This window comes from Brucella daejeonensis (genome assembly GCF_014199265.1).
Classification (GTDB): domain Bacteria; phylum Pseudomonadota; class Alphaproteobacteria; order Rhizobiales; family Rhizobiaceae; genus Brucella; species Brucella daejeonensis.
This window is the reverse complement of sequence record NZ_JACIJG010000001.1, coordinates 16,793-30,716: the sequence shown is the minus strand read 5'-3', so window position 1 is coordinate 30,716 and position 13,924 is coordinate 16,793. Positions and strand designations below refer to the sequence as shown.

Below are 13,924 nucleotides of genomic sequence, written 5' to 3'. Positions count from 1 at the left end.
GCCTTACCCGACGCAAGCGCTACTACCCACAAGGAGGGAGGCTCGCAGGGTAGCCAAAAGGGTTGCAACAGGCTAAACCGGCACGCATATGACTGCCCGGTATCCGGCCTTGGGCCGGACAGTTGCAACAAACGGGAGCTTCTCGCGCTCATGGCCACATTCGACGTTCTCTGCATCGGCAATGCCATTGTCGATATTCTGTCGCGCACGGATGATTCTTTTCTTGAAACCAACGGCATCGTCAAAGGCGCGATGAATCTCATCGATGCGGATCGCGCTGAACTGCTCTATAGCCGTATAGCGGGTCCGGCGACGGAGATGTCAGGCGGCAGCGCCGGAAACACGGCTGCGGGCGTGGCAAGCCTCGGCGGGCGTTCGGCCTATTTCGGCAAGGTGGCGACCGATCATCTGGGCCGCGTTTTCGCGCATGACATCCGCGCGCAGGGCGTCGCCTTCGACACGCGCCCGCTTGAAAAGGGATCGCCGACCGCCCGTTCGATGATTTTCGTGACGCCGGATGGCGAGCGTTCCATGAACACCTATCTGGGCGCCTGCGTGGAGCTTGGGCCGGAAGACGTCGAGACATCCAAGGTTGCCGACGCGAAAGTCACCTATTTCGAAGGCTATCTCTGGGACCCGCCGCGCGCCAAGGAAGCCATTGTCATGGCCTCGAAGATCTCGCATGAGAAGAACCGCCAGATGGCGATGACGCTCTCCGATCCGTTCTGCGTGGACAGATATCGCGAGGAGTTCCTTGAACTCATGCGCTCGCGCACCGTCGATATCGTTTTCGCCAATGAAGACGAGGCCATGTCGCTCTACAAGACCAAATCGCTCGAAACGGCGATTGCCTCCATGCGCATGGACTGTGCCCTTTCCATTGTCACCCGTTCGGAAAAAGGCGCTATCGTCGTCACGCCCGACCAGACCCTGACGGTCCCGGCGATCGAGATCGACGCGCTCGTGGATACGACTGGCGCGGGCGATCTTTATGCCGCCGGTTTCCTTTACGGTTATACCAAGGAGCGTTCCCTTGAGGATTGCGCGCGCCTCGGTTCGCTCGCAGCCGGTCTCATCATCCAGCAGATGGGACCGCGCCCGCAATTGAGCCTGCAGGACGCAGCCGGTCAGGCCGGTCTCGTATAGAGCATTTCCAGCAAAAGTGTGAAGCGGTTTTGCGTCCGGAAATGCGGCCAAAAAACAGACAGGGCATTTCCAGCAAAAGTGTGAAACGGTTTTGCGCCCGGAAATGCGGACAAGAGGGACAGGGCATTTCCTGAAAATCGTTTCGCCCTTTTCGGAATGTCCTTTTGGAATCACTCCGGCCTGATGATCCGGTCGCGCTGCAATTCCTCTGCGGTGCGTCCGGGACGGCTCTTGTAGACTGGCAGGTTCCAGCCGAAATAGAGCGCTCCGCCGCGGATGACGAAAGCCGCGAGGGCTGCGGCGGCGGCGCAGAATTCCGGTTCGATGCGGAGCCGGGCAAGCAGCACATAAAGACAGGCGCCCGCAAGCGAAGCCGTGACGTAGATTTCCCGGCGCATCAGCACGGAAGGCTCGCCTGCGACCATGTCGCGCAATATGCCGCCGAGCGTGGCGGTGAATATTCCTGTCACGATGGCAACCGACGGGCCGAAACCGAGCGCCAGCCCCTTGGCGGCGCCCAGCACCGTATAGGCAGCCATGCCGACGGCATCGAGCCAGAGCAGGACGCGATAGCGCGATTCGACCCTGTGGGCTGTGAAATAGACAAAGATCGCGGCAAGCGTGCCTGCGAGGAGATAGGCCGGTTCGACCACCCAGAACACCGGCGCGCCTAGGACGAGGTCGCGCAGCGTCCCGCCGCCGATACCTGTTATGTTGGCGAGGAACAGAAAGCCGATAATGTCGAGCTGGCGTCGCGAAGCGGCGAGCGCACCGGTCGCGGCGAAAACGAAAACGCCTGCGAAGTTCAGAAAATCGGGAAGCGTCACGCCACAGCTCTCCTCCGCTCGTTCGGGAACAGTTTTATCGGCGTCCGGCAATAGAGCGCCGTGTGTCCCTAAAGCGTGTTGCGTTCAATCGTATTCAGGCAACACGCTTTAAGCCTTTGTTTCTACGAATGTCTTTTCCCCGCGTAGGCGGTTCCCACTTTTGGGAGACATGCTCTGGCAGGCGCACAAAAGACGCTCCAGCTTGTCGAATCCACGCATCGTGCTTCCCGAAAATCGCTTCCGGTCTTCGGGCCGATCTTGCAGAGCGATTCCCAATTTAACGGAATCGACGGAACCGCTCTACCCTCTTGTTTTTTCCGCAGCCTTCCGGCGCATATGGCCGGGTAGATACGGAAAGAGCGGCAGAAGCAACTGCCGCTCGATCAAATTACTCCCGGTCAGGGATGCTTGACGCCGTTGAAATCAGGCATTGCCTTCCGGTGCCGTAGCCCCGTTCTCGGCCGCGACCTTCGGGCCGCCCTTGGAAACACCGACCATGGCCGGGCGCAGAACGCGCTCGCCGATGGCGTAACCGGCCTGCACGACCTGCACGACCGTATTGTTCGGCAGGTCCGGGTTCGGTACTTCGAACATGGCCTGATGGAAATTCGGGTCGAATTTCTGGCCTTCCGGTTCCAGCTTCTTGACGCCGTGGCGTTCCAGGGCCTGCAACATGGCGCGTTCGGTCATCTCGACGCCTTCGGCCAGCGACTTCAGGCTCGGGTCGATTTCCAGCGCTTCGGCGGGAATGGCTTCCAGCGCGCGGTTCAGATTGTCCGAAACAGACAGCATGTCGCGGGCGAAATTGGTGATCGCATAGGAGCGGGCGTCCTGCACGTCGCGCTGGGTGCGCTTGCGCAGGTTTTCCATCTCGGCGGCGACGCGCAGCATCTGGTCCTTCAGTTCCGTATTGTCGGCTTCCAGCATGGCGATGCGGTTTGCGGTGTCATCCACTTCCGTTTCGGTTTCATCCTCGGCTGCTTCCGCGCGCGCCTCGGCCCGGCGCGCCTTCAGAAAGTCGTCGGCAGCCTGCTTCAGCGCTTCACGATCCTTCGGATTGTTGATATCGCGCTGATCAAGATCGGGGTTCTGCGATTTGTTTTTTTCTTCTGCCATAATTCCAACTTCCGTCTTGAATGTCATTTGAGGCGGATATCGAGTTTCGTGCGTGTAAAATCAAGGTTTAATTTCGCCGCGCCTGACAAGCATGACACCTGTCATCGCAGCAGTCGGGAAACGATTTGCGCCGTATAGTCCACCATCGGAACGATACGGGCATAATTCAGCCGCGTCGGACCGATGACGCCAAGCGCGCCGATGACACGCTGTTCGCTGTCGCGATAAGGAGCGACCACCAGCGACGAGCCGGACAGGGAAAAGAGCTTGTTCTCCGAGCCGATGAAGATGCGCACACCCGAACCGGCTTCCGCCAGATCGAGCAGTTGCACCATGCTGTCCTTGGTTTCCAGATCGTCGAAAAGATGGCGCAGGCGTTCTATGTCTTCCTGTGCATGGATATTTTCCAGCAGGTTGGCGCGGCCGCGCACGATCAGCCGTGCGGGCTGGTCCGTTCCGGCGCCGCTCCATACCGCCAGTCCCTGCGCGACCAGTTCCTGCGAAAGGCTGTCGAGTTCCTGCCGCGTTTCCTCGGAAAGCTTCTTCATTTCCGCTTTGGCTTCGGAAAGCGTGTGCCCGTGGATATGCGCATTGAGGAAGTTGGAAGCTTCCACCAGCTGCGAAGCCGTTATGCCTGCGGGCAGGTTGACGACGCGGTTCTCCACATCGCCATTCTGCATGACAAGGACCGCGAGCGCGCGCGTGGGGTCCAGCCGCACGAACTCGATATGCTTGAGCGCCCCTTCCGCCTTGGTGGCAAGCACCAGCCCCGCGCCGCGTGAAAGGCCGGAAAGCACCTGGCTCGCTTCAGTCAGGACGCTTTCGACGGAATTGTTCGTACCGGCTGCGCGCACCTGCGCTTCGATGGAGGAGCGTTCCTCCGGCGGCAGGTCGCCGACCTCCAGAAAGGCATCGACAAAGAAGCGCAGCCCGATCTGTGTCGGCAGGCGTCCGGCCGAGACATGCGGCGCATAGATGAGCCCCAGATGCTCCAGGTCGCTCATCACGTTGCGGATGGTGGCTGGCGAGAGCGTATGCGGCAGCAGTCGCGAGAGGTTGCGCGAACCCAGTGGATCGCCGTCGTTCAGATAGGTTTCGACGATGAGCCGGAAAATATCGCGTGACCTCTGGTCGAGTGAACTCAGAAGCTGGTGTTCCGGCGGCGTTATCATGGTTGGGCAGCAAACCTTTTGAGTGAATGCCCTTAATATAAGGCTGTACCTTGCAGCGTCAAAGCTTTTGCATAGAGGCTGTCATGTCTCTCAACATGCCCGGCCACGCGAAATTCCTTTCTATTTGCGCGCGACCGGCCTAAGAAACCGCACGGAAATATGAAACGAGGATTTGATATATGCGTCCATCCAAGCGTGCAGCCGACGAAATGCGCGCCGTCTCCTTCGAGCGCGGCATCTCCAAACATGCGGAAGGCTCCTGCCTGGTGAAATTTGGCGACACGCATGTGCTCTGCACGGCGAGCCTTGAAGAAAAGGTGCCGGGCTGGATGCGCAATAGCGGCAAGGGCTGGGTCACGGCGGAATACGGGATGCTGCCGCGCTCCACCGGCGACCGTATGCGCCGCGAAGCCGCGACCGGCAAGCAGGGTGGGCGCACGCAGGAAATCCAGCGCCTGATCGGACGTTCCCTGCGCGCGGTCGTGGACATGCAGGCGCTGGGCGAAGTGCAGATCACGGTGGACTGTGACGTCATTCAGGCCGATGGCGGCACGCGCACGGCGGCGATCACCGGCGGCTGGGTCGCCCTGCACGAATGTCTGCGCTGGATGGAAGCGCGCCAGATGGTGCGCGTGGAAAAGGTCCTGAAAGACCATGTCGCGGCCATTTCCTGCGGCATTTATGAAGGCGCGCCGGTTCTCGATCTCGATTATGCCGAAGATTCGGTTGCCGAGACCGACAGCAATTTCGTCATGACCGGCACGGGCGGCATTGTCGAAATCCAGGGCACGGCCGAAGGCGCTCCGTTCTCGGAAGAGGAATTTTCCAATCTGATGAAACTGGCGCGCACCGGCGTCGATCGTCTTGTGTCATTGCAGAAAATGGCTGTAGCCTGACGGTTCACCGTTATTCCGGCTCTGGCGACCTGCAAATGGCGTTCTTTTCCGCTTCCGGTGCTCATGTACTTTAAGTACACTCCGCTCCGGGTCTCAAAGACCACCATTTTCGGCTCGCCATAGCCGGAATCTCGATGAACCGTATTGGATGCGTTGCAATCGAGGGAAAATCCATGCGCGCTGCCCGTATTCTGGAAACTGCGCTTTATGTCCGCGATGTCGCCGAGGCGATTACTTTCTATCGCGGGGTGATGGGGCTGGAGCCGGTCGGCAAGGTCAGCGAACGCAATGCATTCTTCCGCTGCGGCGAGGGCATATTGCTGCTCTTCAAGGCGGAAGAAACGTTAAAGCCGCCATCGCCCGGTCATCTGCCCGTGCCGCCGCATGGCACGACAGGGCCGGGCCATGTGTGCTTTGCGGCAAGCCGCGCTGAGATCGACGGCTGGCGGGCGCATCTGGAAAAGCATGGCGTCGCAATCGAGGCCGATTTCAATTGGCCCAACGGTGCGCGCTCGATCTATTTCCGCGATCCTTCGGGCAATTCGCTGGAGATTGCTGAACCGAAATTATGGGACTAGAGCATGATCCCAAAAAGTGGGAACCGGTTTTTGGTATAGATCATGCGATGATAAAATAGGTCATGAAATGAGAGTGTTGGAAAAAGGCAAGCTGATCGTCGCTTCGCATAATGCGGGCAAGCTGAAGGAATTTGACGGGCTGATCGGTCCGTTCGGTTTCGATGTCAGCTCCGTCGCCGCTCTCGGTCTGCCTGAGCCGGATGAGACGGGCACGACGTTTGAGGAAAACGCCTATATCAAGGCGCTTGCCGCAGCGAAGGCGACAGGTCTGCCAGCGCTTTCCGACGATTCCGGCATGATGGTTGATGCGCTTGGGGGCGATCCGGGCGTCTACACTGCCAACTGGGCGGAAACGGAAGATGGCAAGCGCGATTTCGACATGGCCATGCAGAAGGTCGAGAACCTGTTGCAGGAAAAGGGCGCCGTGACGCCGGACAAGCGCAAGGCGCGTTTTGTCTCCGTTATTTGTCTCGCATGGCCGGATGGCGAAGCGGAATATTTCCGTGGCGAGGTGGAAGGCACGCTGGTCTGGCCGCCGCGCGGCACGATTGGCTTCGGTTACGATCCGGTTTTCCTACCGGATGGTTATGAAAAAACCTTTGGCGAAATGACGGCGGATGAAAAGCACGGATGGAAGCCCGGCGATGTATCGGCCTTGTCTCACCGCGCCCGCGCCTTCAAGCTTTTTGCCGAAAAGGCGCTCGATCTGGAAGCGGTTCCGGCAAAATGAACGAACGATTTTCTCCGGCAAGCGCCTTTCCCCTTGCGCGTACCGACGGGGAAACCGCGTTTGGCGTTTATCTGCACTGGCCGTTTTGTCTGGCCAAATGCCCCTATTGCGATTTCAACAGCCATGTCCGCCACAAGCCGGTGGATCAGGCGCGTTTTACGCAAAATTTCTTGACCGAAATGGCAACATTGCGCGCGCGCACCGGCCCGCGCACCGTCACCAGCATATTTCTGGGCGGCGGCACACCATCGCTGATGCTACCGGAAACAGTCGGTGCGCTGCTGGACGGCATCGCCTCGCATTGGTCGGTCGCGCCCGATATCGAGGTGACGCTGGAAGCCAATCCCACCAGCGTCGAAGCCGACCGTTTTCGCGGCTATCGCGCTGCCGGCGTCAATCGCGTGTCGCTTGGTATCCAGGCGCTGAACGATCCTGATCTGCGCCGTCTCGGACGCATGCATTCGGTGGAAGAGGCAAAAGCGGCCATTCGCCTCGCACGCGGAATTTTTCCGCGCCTGTCCTTCGATCTCATTTATGCGCGACCCGACCAGACCATTGCAGCATGGCGCGAGGAGTTGAAGGAAGCCATCGGCCTTGCCGCAGATCATCTCTCGCTCTACCAACTCACAATCGAGGAAGGCACGCAGTTCTATAATCTGTGGAAGGCGGGCAAGCTCACGACGCCGGAACCGGATCACGCAGCAGCGCTTTATGAGGAAACGCAACGCGTGACGGCGGAGCACGGTCTTCCGGCCTATGAGATTTCCAATCATGCCGCGCCGGGGCGTGAATCGCAGCACAATCTGGTCTACTGGCGCTATGGGCAATATGTCGGTATTGGGCCGGGCGCGCACGGGCGCTTTGTCGAAAACGATGTGCGCACGGTTACCATGACGGAAAAGCATCCCGAAACATGGCTCGATCATGTGGAGCGGCGCGGCCATGGCATTATCGATGAAGAATATCTCGATGGCGGGCAGGAAGGCGACGAGTTCCTCATGATGGGGCTTCGCCTGCGTGAAGGCATCGACCTTCGCCGTTATGAGAGACTTTCGGGCCACCCGGTCGACCAGAAGCGCCTTGCAAAGCTGGTTTCCGAAGGCATGATCGAACTGATGGGCGGCAATATCATCCGCGCGACGCCGGACGGTGCGCTGGTGCTGGACGCGCTGGTGGCCGATCTTGCGGTATGAAGGACACGAAATGACCGAGGATACGGGCGAGGGACGGCGCGATTATGTGGTGGGCGGCACGGCGATGCGCGCTCGTCCGCTGGAGCCTGCGCTTTATATCGTCTCGACACCCATCGGCAATCTCGGCGACATGACCCTGCGCGGCATCGAGACGCTGGCCGCAGCCGATGTGCTAGCCTGCGAGGATACGCGCGTAACCCGCGTTCTGCTCGACCGCTATGGCATTTCGCGCCGCCCTGTCAGCTATCACGAGCACAACGCCGCCGAGGCCGGTGAAAAGCTGATTGCCGCGTTGGCGGCGGGCAAAAGCGTGGCGCTGGTCTCCGACGCCGGAACGCCGCTCGTTTCCGATCCGGGTTTCCGGCTGGTGGGCGAGGCGCGCGAGGCAGGCATAAAGGTCGTGCCCGTGCCGGGCGCTTCCGCCGTTCTGGCGGCACTTGCCGCTTCCGGCCTGCCGACCGACGCCTTCATGTTCTGCGGCTTCCTGCCGTCCAAGCATGGCCAGAGGCAGAACCGGCTCGAAAGCCTCAAGGGCATCGACGCAACGCTGGTTTTCTATGAATCGCCCAATCGCACGGCAGCGACGCTGGCCGATATGACGGCGGTCTTCGGGCCGGATCGCGAGGGCGCGCTGTGCCGCGAATTGACCAAGGCCTATGAAACGGTTGTCACCGCGCCGCTGGGCGAGTTGGCAAAACAGTTCGATGGTGAAGACCGCATTCGCGGCGAGGTGGTTCTGCTGGTCGGTCCGCCATCGGGGGAGGCTGCCCCGCAGACCGAAGAGGATATCGACAGGCTGCTTCTGTCGCTTGCCGCCGAATTGCCGCCATCCAAGGCCGCGGGCGAAGCGGCCCGCATGATTGGCGGGCAGAAATCCGTCCTCTATCAGCGCCTCATGCAACTCAAATCGGGCGCGTGATGACGAGGTTTCGCGAGAAAAGGCAGGATGCTTTCTTTCGCGGACACAGCGCCGAACGCTTTGCCGCACTCGCGCTGATGCTGAAGGGGTTTCGCATCGTGGCGCGGCGCTATCGCACACGGCTTGGTGAGATCGACCTGATCGCAAGGCGTGGGCGACTGGTGCTGGTCGTGGAGGTCAAGGCGCGAACGAGTATCGAGGCCGCACAACTGGCCGTCACCCCGCAGGCGATGCAGCGCATCGAAGCCGCCGCCGATCTCTGGCTGCAACGGCAACCGGACCATGCGCAATTGTCGCTGCGGTTCGATCTGGTCGCGGTGCTGCCGCGCCGCTGGCCGAAACATTTTCCCGCCTTCTTTAGCTCCGGGACCTATGCGTAAGTTTCTGTAATCACATAAAAACTGTGGGATATATTGCAGGCCTGCCGGAGAATGAAAATCCTGCAAAGGGCATTCTTGAGAAAAAGTGATGCGCGGTGCGATTTGCGCGCGCAAGCCCGTTTCTTATAATTTTCCGCCGCGCCATGAATAATGACCACCATCTCGACTGCCCATGTATTTCCAGCCCGGAAGCGGCCGCCGCCTTCGCTGGAAGGGCTCAAAAGGATGGTTGCCGTGCCTTCATCGCAAAAACGTCTGCTGGCAGATTTTCCCGCCTTCTTCCGTGTTTCGGAAGAGCTGGTGGTGATCGTCGGCGGGGGCGAGGAAGCCCTGAACAAGGCGCGCCTGGTGGCGCAGACTTCCGCCCGCCTGCGCATTGTCGCCAATAAAATCGAACCGGCACTGGCCGCTTTCGCGACGAGCCACGGCGCGGAGCAGATCACCCAGGCTTTTGCGCCTGAACATCTCGATGGCGCCCGGCTCGTCTTTGTCGCTACCGGTGACGAGGCGCTGGATAGCGCCGTTGCCGCCAGCGCCAAGGCGCAGAAAATCCCGGTCAATGTGGTGGACCGGCCAGCGCTCTGCGATTTTCTGACGCCCGCAATCGTCAACCGCGCTCCCGTTGCGATTGCCATCGGCACGGAAGGGGCCGCGCCTGTTCTGGCGCAGATGGTGCGCGCGCGTATCGATGCCGCTTTTTCGCCGCGTCTGGGCGAGCTTGCGCATCTTGCCGAAAGCTGGCGTCCTCGGGTCGAGCGCATGGTGCCCAAGGGGCTGGCGCGCCGCAGTTTCTGGCGCGGTTTCTTTTCGGGACCGGTCTCCCGCGCCGTTGAAAACGGCGACCGCGAGGAAGCTTCCCGCATCGCTGGCGATCTCATCGCTCAGCCTCACGGAATGGCCGGTTATGTCTGGCTGGTGGGGGCGGGGCCGGGGGCGGAAGATCTTCTGACCCTGCGTGCGCAGCGCGCATTGATGCAGGCCGATATCATCGTTCACGACGCTTTGGTGCCGGAGAGCGTGATTGCCATGGGCCGCCGCGATGCCGAGCGCCTGCCGGTCGGCAAGCGCAAGGGGTGCCATTCGAAAAGCCAGGAAGAGATCAATCGCCTGCTGGTTTCGCTGGGACGGCAAGGCAAGCGCGTGGTGCGGCTGAAATCGGGCGATCCGCTGGTCTTCGGTCGTGCCGGTGAGGAAATGGCCGCTTTGCGCGCTGCCGGGATCGGTTTCGAAGTCGTGCCGGGCATCACCTCCGCCTTTGCCGCCGCCGCCGATATGGAATTGCCGTTGACACTGCGCGGTGTCGCCTCTTCGCTGGTTTTCACCACCGGCCATGACATGACGGGCCGCGTGCTGCCCGATTGGGCAAAGCTCGCCGTCTCGGGTGTTACCATCGCCGTCTATATGGGCTCGACGGTTGCCGCGTCGGTCGCGTCGAGGCTGATCGCCGCCGGTCTGCACGAAGATACCGCCGTCGCGGTGGTGGAAAATGCAAGCCGCGAGGACAAGCGCCTGTTTCACGGCACATTGAAGGATTTGCCCGCGCTGGAAGAAAAGAAGCTTTCCGGCCCGGTCATGGTGATCATTGGCGATGCCGTCGCCGGTGCGGCGATAGACAGGGCCGAAGCGCTGGCCGTTCGGCCCGTTGCCGTCGCAGCCTGATTTCGAGGAGATTGGATATGGTCGTAAAAGTTCTCACTGCAAACCGCCTCATCGACGGACAGGCTGTGTGGCTTGGCGCCGACGGCTCGTGGCGGGAAACCATCGATGGCGCGTTGATCGCCCGTCATGCGGAAGCGGTCGCGGCGCTGGAAAGCGCGGGAGAGACCGCGGCGAAGGCCAATCTCGTTGTCGATGTGAATGTGATCGACGTGGAGGAGCGTGAGGAGGGGCTTTACCCGATCCGCCTGCGCGAGCGCATCCGCCTGTCGGGGCCTTCTATCCCCACGTTCGGACATGCGCCCCTGAAGCGCGCCTCCTGACCCTGTTGTTGGAATAGCTCATGTATCGTTATGACGAATTCGACCGCGATTTTGTTGCAGCCCGCGTTGCCCAGTTCAAGGATCAGGTCGAGCGCCGCCTCGCCGGTGAATTGACGGAAGACCAGTTCAAGCCGCTGCGCCTGATGAACGGGCTTTATCTGCAATTGCACGCCTATATGCTGCGGGTTGCTATCCCTTACGGCACCTTGTCCAGCCGCCAGTTGCGCAGGCTTGGCCACATTGCCCGCACCTATGATCGCGGCTTCGGCCATTTCACCACGCGCCAGAACATCCAGTACAACTGGCCCGCGCTGAAGGATGTCCCGCGCATTCTGGAAGAACTGGCGGAAGTGGAAATGCACGCCATCCAGACATCGGGCAATTGCATCCGCAATGTGACCGCCGACCATTTTGCCGGGGCCGCCGCTGACGAAGTGGCCGATCCGCGCCCCTTCGCGGAAATCCTGCGGCAATGGTCGTCGCTGCACCCGGAATTTTCCTACCTGCCGCGCAAGTTCAAGATTGCGATTGTCGGTTCCGACCATGACCGTGCCGCCATTCAGGTGCACGATATCGGCCTGCAACTGAAAAAGAACGAAGCGGGTGAACTGGGTCTGGCGGTCTATATCGGCGGCGGTCAGGGCCGCACGCCGATGGTGGCGCGTAAAATTCGCGATTTCCTGCCCGTCGAGGATATGCTGACCTATGTGACGGCGATCGTCCGCGTCTATAATCTTTATGGGCGCCGCGACAACAAGTACAAGGCGCGCATCAAGATTCTCGTTCATGAAACCGGCGTCGAGCAACTCACCCGCGAGATCGACGCGGAATGGGAAGAAATCCGCAACGGCGACCTGAAGCTGCCGCAGCGCGATATCGATGCCATCGAAAGCTACTTCCGCCTCCCCGACCTGCCGCAGCGCCCGGAGGGCTGGGAGATACTGGCCGTCACGCAGAAGGCCGATCCGGCTTTCGCAAGCTGGGTGGCCCGCAACGTGACGCCGCACAAGCATCCCGATTATGCGGTCGTCACCATCTCGCTGAAACCTATCGGCGGCATTCCGGGCGACGCAAGCGCCGAGCAGATGGAACTGGTGGCCGATATTGCCGAAACCTATTCCTTCGACGAAATCCGCGTCAGCCACGAACAGAATCTGGTTCTGCCGCATGTGGCCAAGGCCGATCTTGCGGCTGTCTTCGACCTGTTGCAGTCGGACGGGCTGGTGACGCCGAATGCCGGGCTCATCACCGACATCATCGCCTGCCCCGGTCTCGATTACTGCGCGCTGGCCAATGCGCGTTCCATTCCGGTGGCGCAGCGCATTTCCGAACGTTTTGGCGATCAGCAGCGCCAGCTCGAAATCGGCGATCTGAAGATCAAGATTTCCGGCTGCATCAATGCCTGCGGCCATCACCATGTCGGCCATATCGGCATTCTGGGCGTCGAGAAGAAAGGCGAGGAGCTTTATCAGATCACGCTCGGCGGTTCGGCGGACGAACATTCGGCCATCGGCGAAATCACCGGACGCGGCTTCTCCTCGGAAGAGGTCGTGAACGCCATTGAAACGATTGTCGATACCTATCTCGATCTTCGCGAAAATGCCGGGGAAACGTTCCTGGCCGCTTATCGCCGGGTCGGAATGGAACCCTTCAAACGTGCGCTCTATGGAGAAATCAGCCGTGCAGCCTGACGCCGAACAAAGGGCGAGTGCCGAAGCCCGTCTCCTGGAGGCGAGCCACGGCGCGTCGTCCCCTCAGGAAGTGATCGCCCTTGGCGTTCGCGAGCTTTTTGAGGGGCGGATCGCCGCCGTGTCGTCATTCGGTGCGGAATCGGCGGTGCTTCTGCACATGATCGCCGAGATCGATCCCGCGACGCCGGTGCTGTTCCTCGATACGGGCAAGCATTTTCGCGCAACACTCGATTATCGCCGCGATCTGGTGGACCGTCTGGGCCTGACCAATGTGCAGGATATCTTGCCGGTTGCGGAAAGCCTCAAGGCCGAGGACCCGTTCGGCGCCCTGTCGATGACCGACAAGGACCGGTGCTGCTTTATCCGCAAGGTGGAGCCGATGGCGCGTGCGGTCGCGCCCTACCGCGCATGGATGACGGGACGCAAGCAGTTTCAGGCTTCCACCCGCGAAAGCCTGCCGACTTTTGAATCCGTCGGTCCGCGCATTCGCATCAATCCGCTTGCCCGCTGGCAGGCATCGGATCTGAAAGCCTATGCCGAAAAGCACGATCTTCTGGCGCATCCGCTGATCGCTCAAGGATACCGTTCCATCGGTTGCATGCCTTGCACGCGGCCGGTGGCGGACGGCGAAGATCAGCGGGCGGGACGCTGGGCAGGATCGGAAAAGACCGAATGCGGCATCCATCTCTCCGGCCTTGCCGATAGTCTGAATAGTTTGGGAGCAGCGGACAGAAAATGAGCGACGCACAGGAAACGAAACTCTGGTCCCGCGACGGCTTCCGCGCGGACGAATATGTTCTGGCCGATGATCTCGAAGCGGCGAGCGGTGCGCCAGCGGTCATTATCCCGCTTGCCGCCTGGCTCGGTCTCGATGAGGAACGCCGCCGTTCCTCCAACCGCCGCATCGGCGTCCTGGTCGCGTCGGGCGAGAAGATCGAGCCGCTTCTGGAACATCTCGACAATCTGCCGGTGATCGTCCTGCAATTTCCGGCCTTTGGTGACGGGCGGTCCTATTCGAAGGCGGAAATTTTGCGCCGCGCCGGTTTTGCGGGCGAATTGCGCGCAGCCGGAGACGTGCTGATCGATCAGGCCGCGCTGATGCTGCGCACGGGGTTCGACACCTTGCAGGTGACGAATGCGGTCGCGCAAAAACGCCTCGGCGAAAACCGCCTCGTCGACACGCCCGGCTATTACCAGCCGGGGCGTGGCTCGGTTCGGGAAGAAGGCGGCTATGCCTGGCGGCGGGTGAAGGCTGGCTGAAATTTGTATTTGTCCGGTCGCTTCAATGCTCTAGAAC

The 13,924-nt window shown here is 60.7% G+C and carries 15 protein-coding genes; 12 read left to right on the top strand and 3 right to left on the bottom strand.

The window, feature by feature from the left end; all coding sequences use genetic code 11:
• Window positions 1-150 precede the first annotated feature (150 nt).
• Complete coding sequence (locus FHS76_RS00180) at window positions 151-1,146, top strand: adenosine kinase (RefSeq protein ID WP_183646313.1); 996 nt, start codon at window positions 151-153, stop codon at window positions 1,144-1,146.
• Between the two features lie 170 nt (window positions 1,147-1,316).
• Here the strand turns inward: FHS76_RS00180 and FHS76_RS00175 are convergent, their stop codons facing one another.
• The 3 genes from FHS76_RS00175 to hrcA form a co-directional block, all read right to left on the bottom strand.
• On the bottom strand, window positions 1,317-1,973 hold the full coding sequence (locus FHS76_RS00175) for a trimeric intracellular cation channel family protein (RefSeq protein ID WP_183646310.1): 657 nt from the start codon (window positions 1,971-1,973) through the stop codon (window positions 1,317-1,319).
• Window positions 1,974-2,396: 423 nt separating this feature from the next.
• Window positions 2,397-3,089: a nucleotide exchange factor GrpE gene (grpE, locus tag FHS76_RS00170; RefSeq protein ID WP_183646307.1), complete on the bottom strand. Its 693-nt coding sequence runs from the start codon at window positions 3,087-3,089 to the stop codon at window positions 2,397-2,399.
• Window positions 3,090-3,190: 101 nt separating this feature from the next.
• On the bottom strand, window positions 3,191-4,261 hold the full coding sequence (gene hrcA / locus FHS76_RS00165; RefSeq protein ID WP_183646303.1) for a heat-inducible transcriptional repressor HrcA: 1,071 nt from the start codon (window positions 4,259-4,261) through the stop codon (window positions 3,191-3,193).
• A 179-nt stretch (window positions 4,262-4,440) separates the two neighbouring features.
• Between hrcA and rph the strand changes: the two genes are divergently transcribed.
• From rph to FHS76_RS00110, 11 genes are all read left to right on the top strand, one after another.
• On the top strand, window positions 4,441-5,157 hold the full coding sequence (gene rph, locus FHS76_RS00160; protein WP_183646299.1) for a ribonuclease PH: 717 nt from the start codon (window positions 4,441-4,443) through the stop codon (window positions 5,155-5,157).
• A 173-nt stretch (window positions 5,158-5,330) separates the two neighbouring features.
• On the top strand, window positions 5,331-5,735 hold the full coding sequence (locus tag FHS76_RS00155; RefSeq protein WP_183647434.1) for a VOC family protein: 405 nt from the start codon (window positions 5,331-5,333) through the stop codon (window positions 5,733-5,735).
• A 67-nt stretch (window positions 5,736-5,802) separates the two neighbouring features.
• Entirely contained in the window at window positions 5,803-6,465 is a 663-nt protein-coding gene (rdgB, locus tag FHS76_RS00150) for an RdgB/HAM1 family non-canonical purine NTP pyrophosphatase (RefSeq protein WP_183646296.1), read from the top strand.
• Window positions 6,462-7,658, top strand: a complete 1,197-nt coding sequence (gene hemW / locus FHS76_RS00145; RefSeq protein ID WP_183646293.1) for a radical SAM family heme chaperone HemW — start codon at window positions 6,462-6,464, stop codon at window positions 7,656-7,658. The genes rdgB and hemW overlap by 4 nt, the downstream gene beginning before the upstream one ends.
• Window positions 7,659-7,668: 10 nt before the next feature.
• A complete protein-coding gene (gene rsmI / locus FHS76_RS00140; protein WP_183646290.1) occupies window positions 7,669-8,577 on the top strand; it encodes a 16S rRNA (cytidine(1402)-2'-O)-methyltransferase in 909 nt (302 codons plus the stop codon).
• Complete coding sequence (locus tag FHS76_RS00135; protein WP_183646285.1) at window positions 8,577-8,957, top strand: YraN family protein; 381 nt, start codon at window positions 8,577-8,579, stop codon at window positions 8,955-8,957. Before rsmI ends, FHS76_RS00135 begins: the two co-directional genes overlap by 1 nt.
• A 225-nt stretch (window positions 8,958-9,182) precedes the next feature.
• Window positions 9,183-10,616: a siroheme synthase CysG gene (cysG, locus tag FHS76_RS00130; protein ID WP_183647431.1), complete on the top strand. Its 1,434-nt coding sequence runs from the start codon at window positions 9,183-9,185 to the stop codon at window positions 10,614-10,616.
• 17 nt (window positions 10,617-10,633) lie between these two features.
• Window positions 10,634-10,936: a DUF2849 domain-containing protein gene (locus tag FHS76_RS00125; RefSeq protein ID WP_183646282.1), complete on the top strand. Its 303-nt coding sequence runs from the start codon at window positions 10,634-10,636 to the stop codon at window positions 10,934-10,936.
• 20 nt (window positions 10,937-10,956) lie between these two features.
• Window positions 10,957-12,627: a nitrite/sulfite reductase gene (locus FHS76_RS00120; protein ID WP_183646279.1), complete on the top strand. Its 1,671-nt coding sequence runs from the start codon at window positions 10,957-10,959 to the stop codon at window positions 12,625-12,627.
• The gene (locus FHS76_RS00115) at window positions 12,602-13,366 is read left to right on the top strand and encodes a phosphoadenylyl-sulfate reductase (RefSeq protein WP_183646276.1); all 765 of its coding nucleotides are present in this window, start codon (window positions 12,602-12,604) and stop codon (window positions 13,364-13,366) included. The genes FHS76_RS00120 and FHS76_RS00115 overlap by 26 nt, the downstream gene beginning before the upstream one ends.
• Window positions 13,363-13,887, top strand: coding sequence for a DUF934 domain-containing protein (locus FHS76_RS00110; RefSeq protein WP_183646274.1), 525 nt, complete (start codon window positions 13,363-13,365; stop codon window positions 13,885-13,887). The genes FHS76_RS00115 and FHS76_RS00110 overlap by 4 nt, the downstream gene beginning before the upstream one ends.
• Window positions 13,888-13,924: the final 37 nt, after the last annotated feature.

Coding starts and splice junctions, on each gene's coding strand:
- FHS76_RS00180 (WP_183646313.1), top strand. CDS start 151: ATGGCCACATTCGACGTTCTCTGCATCGGCAATGCCATTGTCGATATT.
- grpE (WP_183646307.1), bottom strand. CDS start 3,089: ATGGCAGAAGAAAAAAACAAATCGCAGAACCCCGATCTTGATCAGCGC.
- hrcA (WP_183646303.1), bottom strand. CDS start 4,261: ATGATAACGCCGCCGGAACACCAGCTTCTGAGTTCACTCGACCAGAGG.
- rph (WP_183646299.1), top strand. CDS start 4,441: ATGCGTCCATCCAAGCGTGCAGCCGACGAAATGCGCGCCGTCTCCTTC.
- FHS76_RS00155 (WP_183647434.1), top strand. CDS start 5,331: ATGCGCGCTGCCCGTATTCTGGAAACTGCGCTTTATGTCCGCGATGTC.
- rdgB (WP_183646296.1), top strand. CDS start 5,803: ATGAGAGTGTTGGAAAAAGGCAAGCTGATCGTCGCTTCGCATAATGCG.
- hemW (WP_183646293.1), top strand. CDS start 6,462: ATGAACGAACGATTTTCTCCGGCAAGCGCCTTTCCCCTTGCGCGTACC.
- rsmI (WP_183646290.1), top strand. CDS start 7,669: ATGACCGAGGATACGGGCGAGGGACGGCGCGATTATGTGGTGGGCGGC.
- FHS76_RS00135 (WP_183646285.1), top strand. CDS start 8,577: ATGACGAGGTTTCGCGAGAAAAGGCAGGATGCTTTCTTTCGCGGACAC.
- cysG (WP_183647431.1), top strand. CDS start 9,183: ATGGTTGCCGTGCCTTCATCGCAAAAACGTCTGCTGGCAGATTTTCCC.
- FHS76_RS00125 (WP_183646282.1), top strand. CDS start 10,634: ATGGTCGTAAAAGTTCTCACTGCAAACCGCCTCATCGACGGACAGGCT.
- FHS76_RS00120 (WP_183646279.1), top strand. CDS start 10,957: ATGTATCGTTATGACGAATTCGACCGCGATTTTGTTGCAGCCCGCGTT.
- FHS76_RS00115 (WP_183646276.1), top strand. CDS start 12,602: ATGGAGAAATCAGCCGTGCAGCCTGACGCCGAACAAAGGGCGAGTGCC.
- FHS76_RS00110 (WP_183646274.1), top strand. CDS start 13,363: ATGAGCGACGCACAGGAAACGAAACTCTGGTCCCGCGACGGCTTCCGC.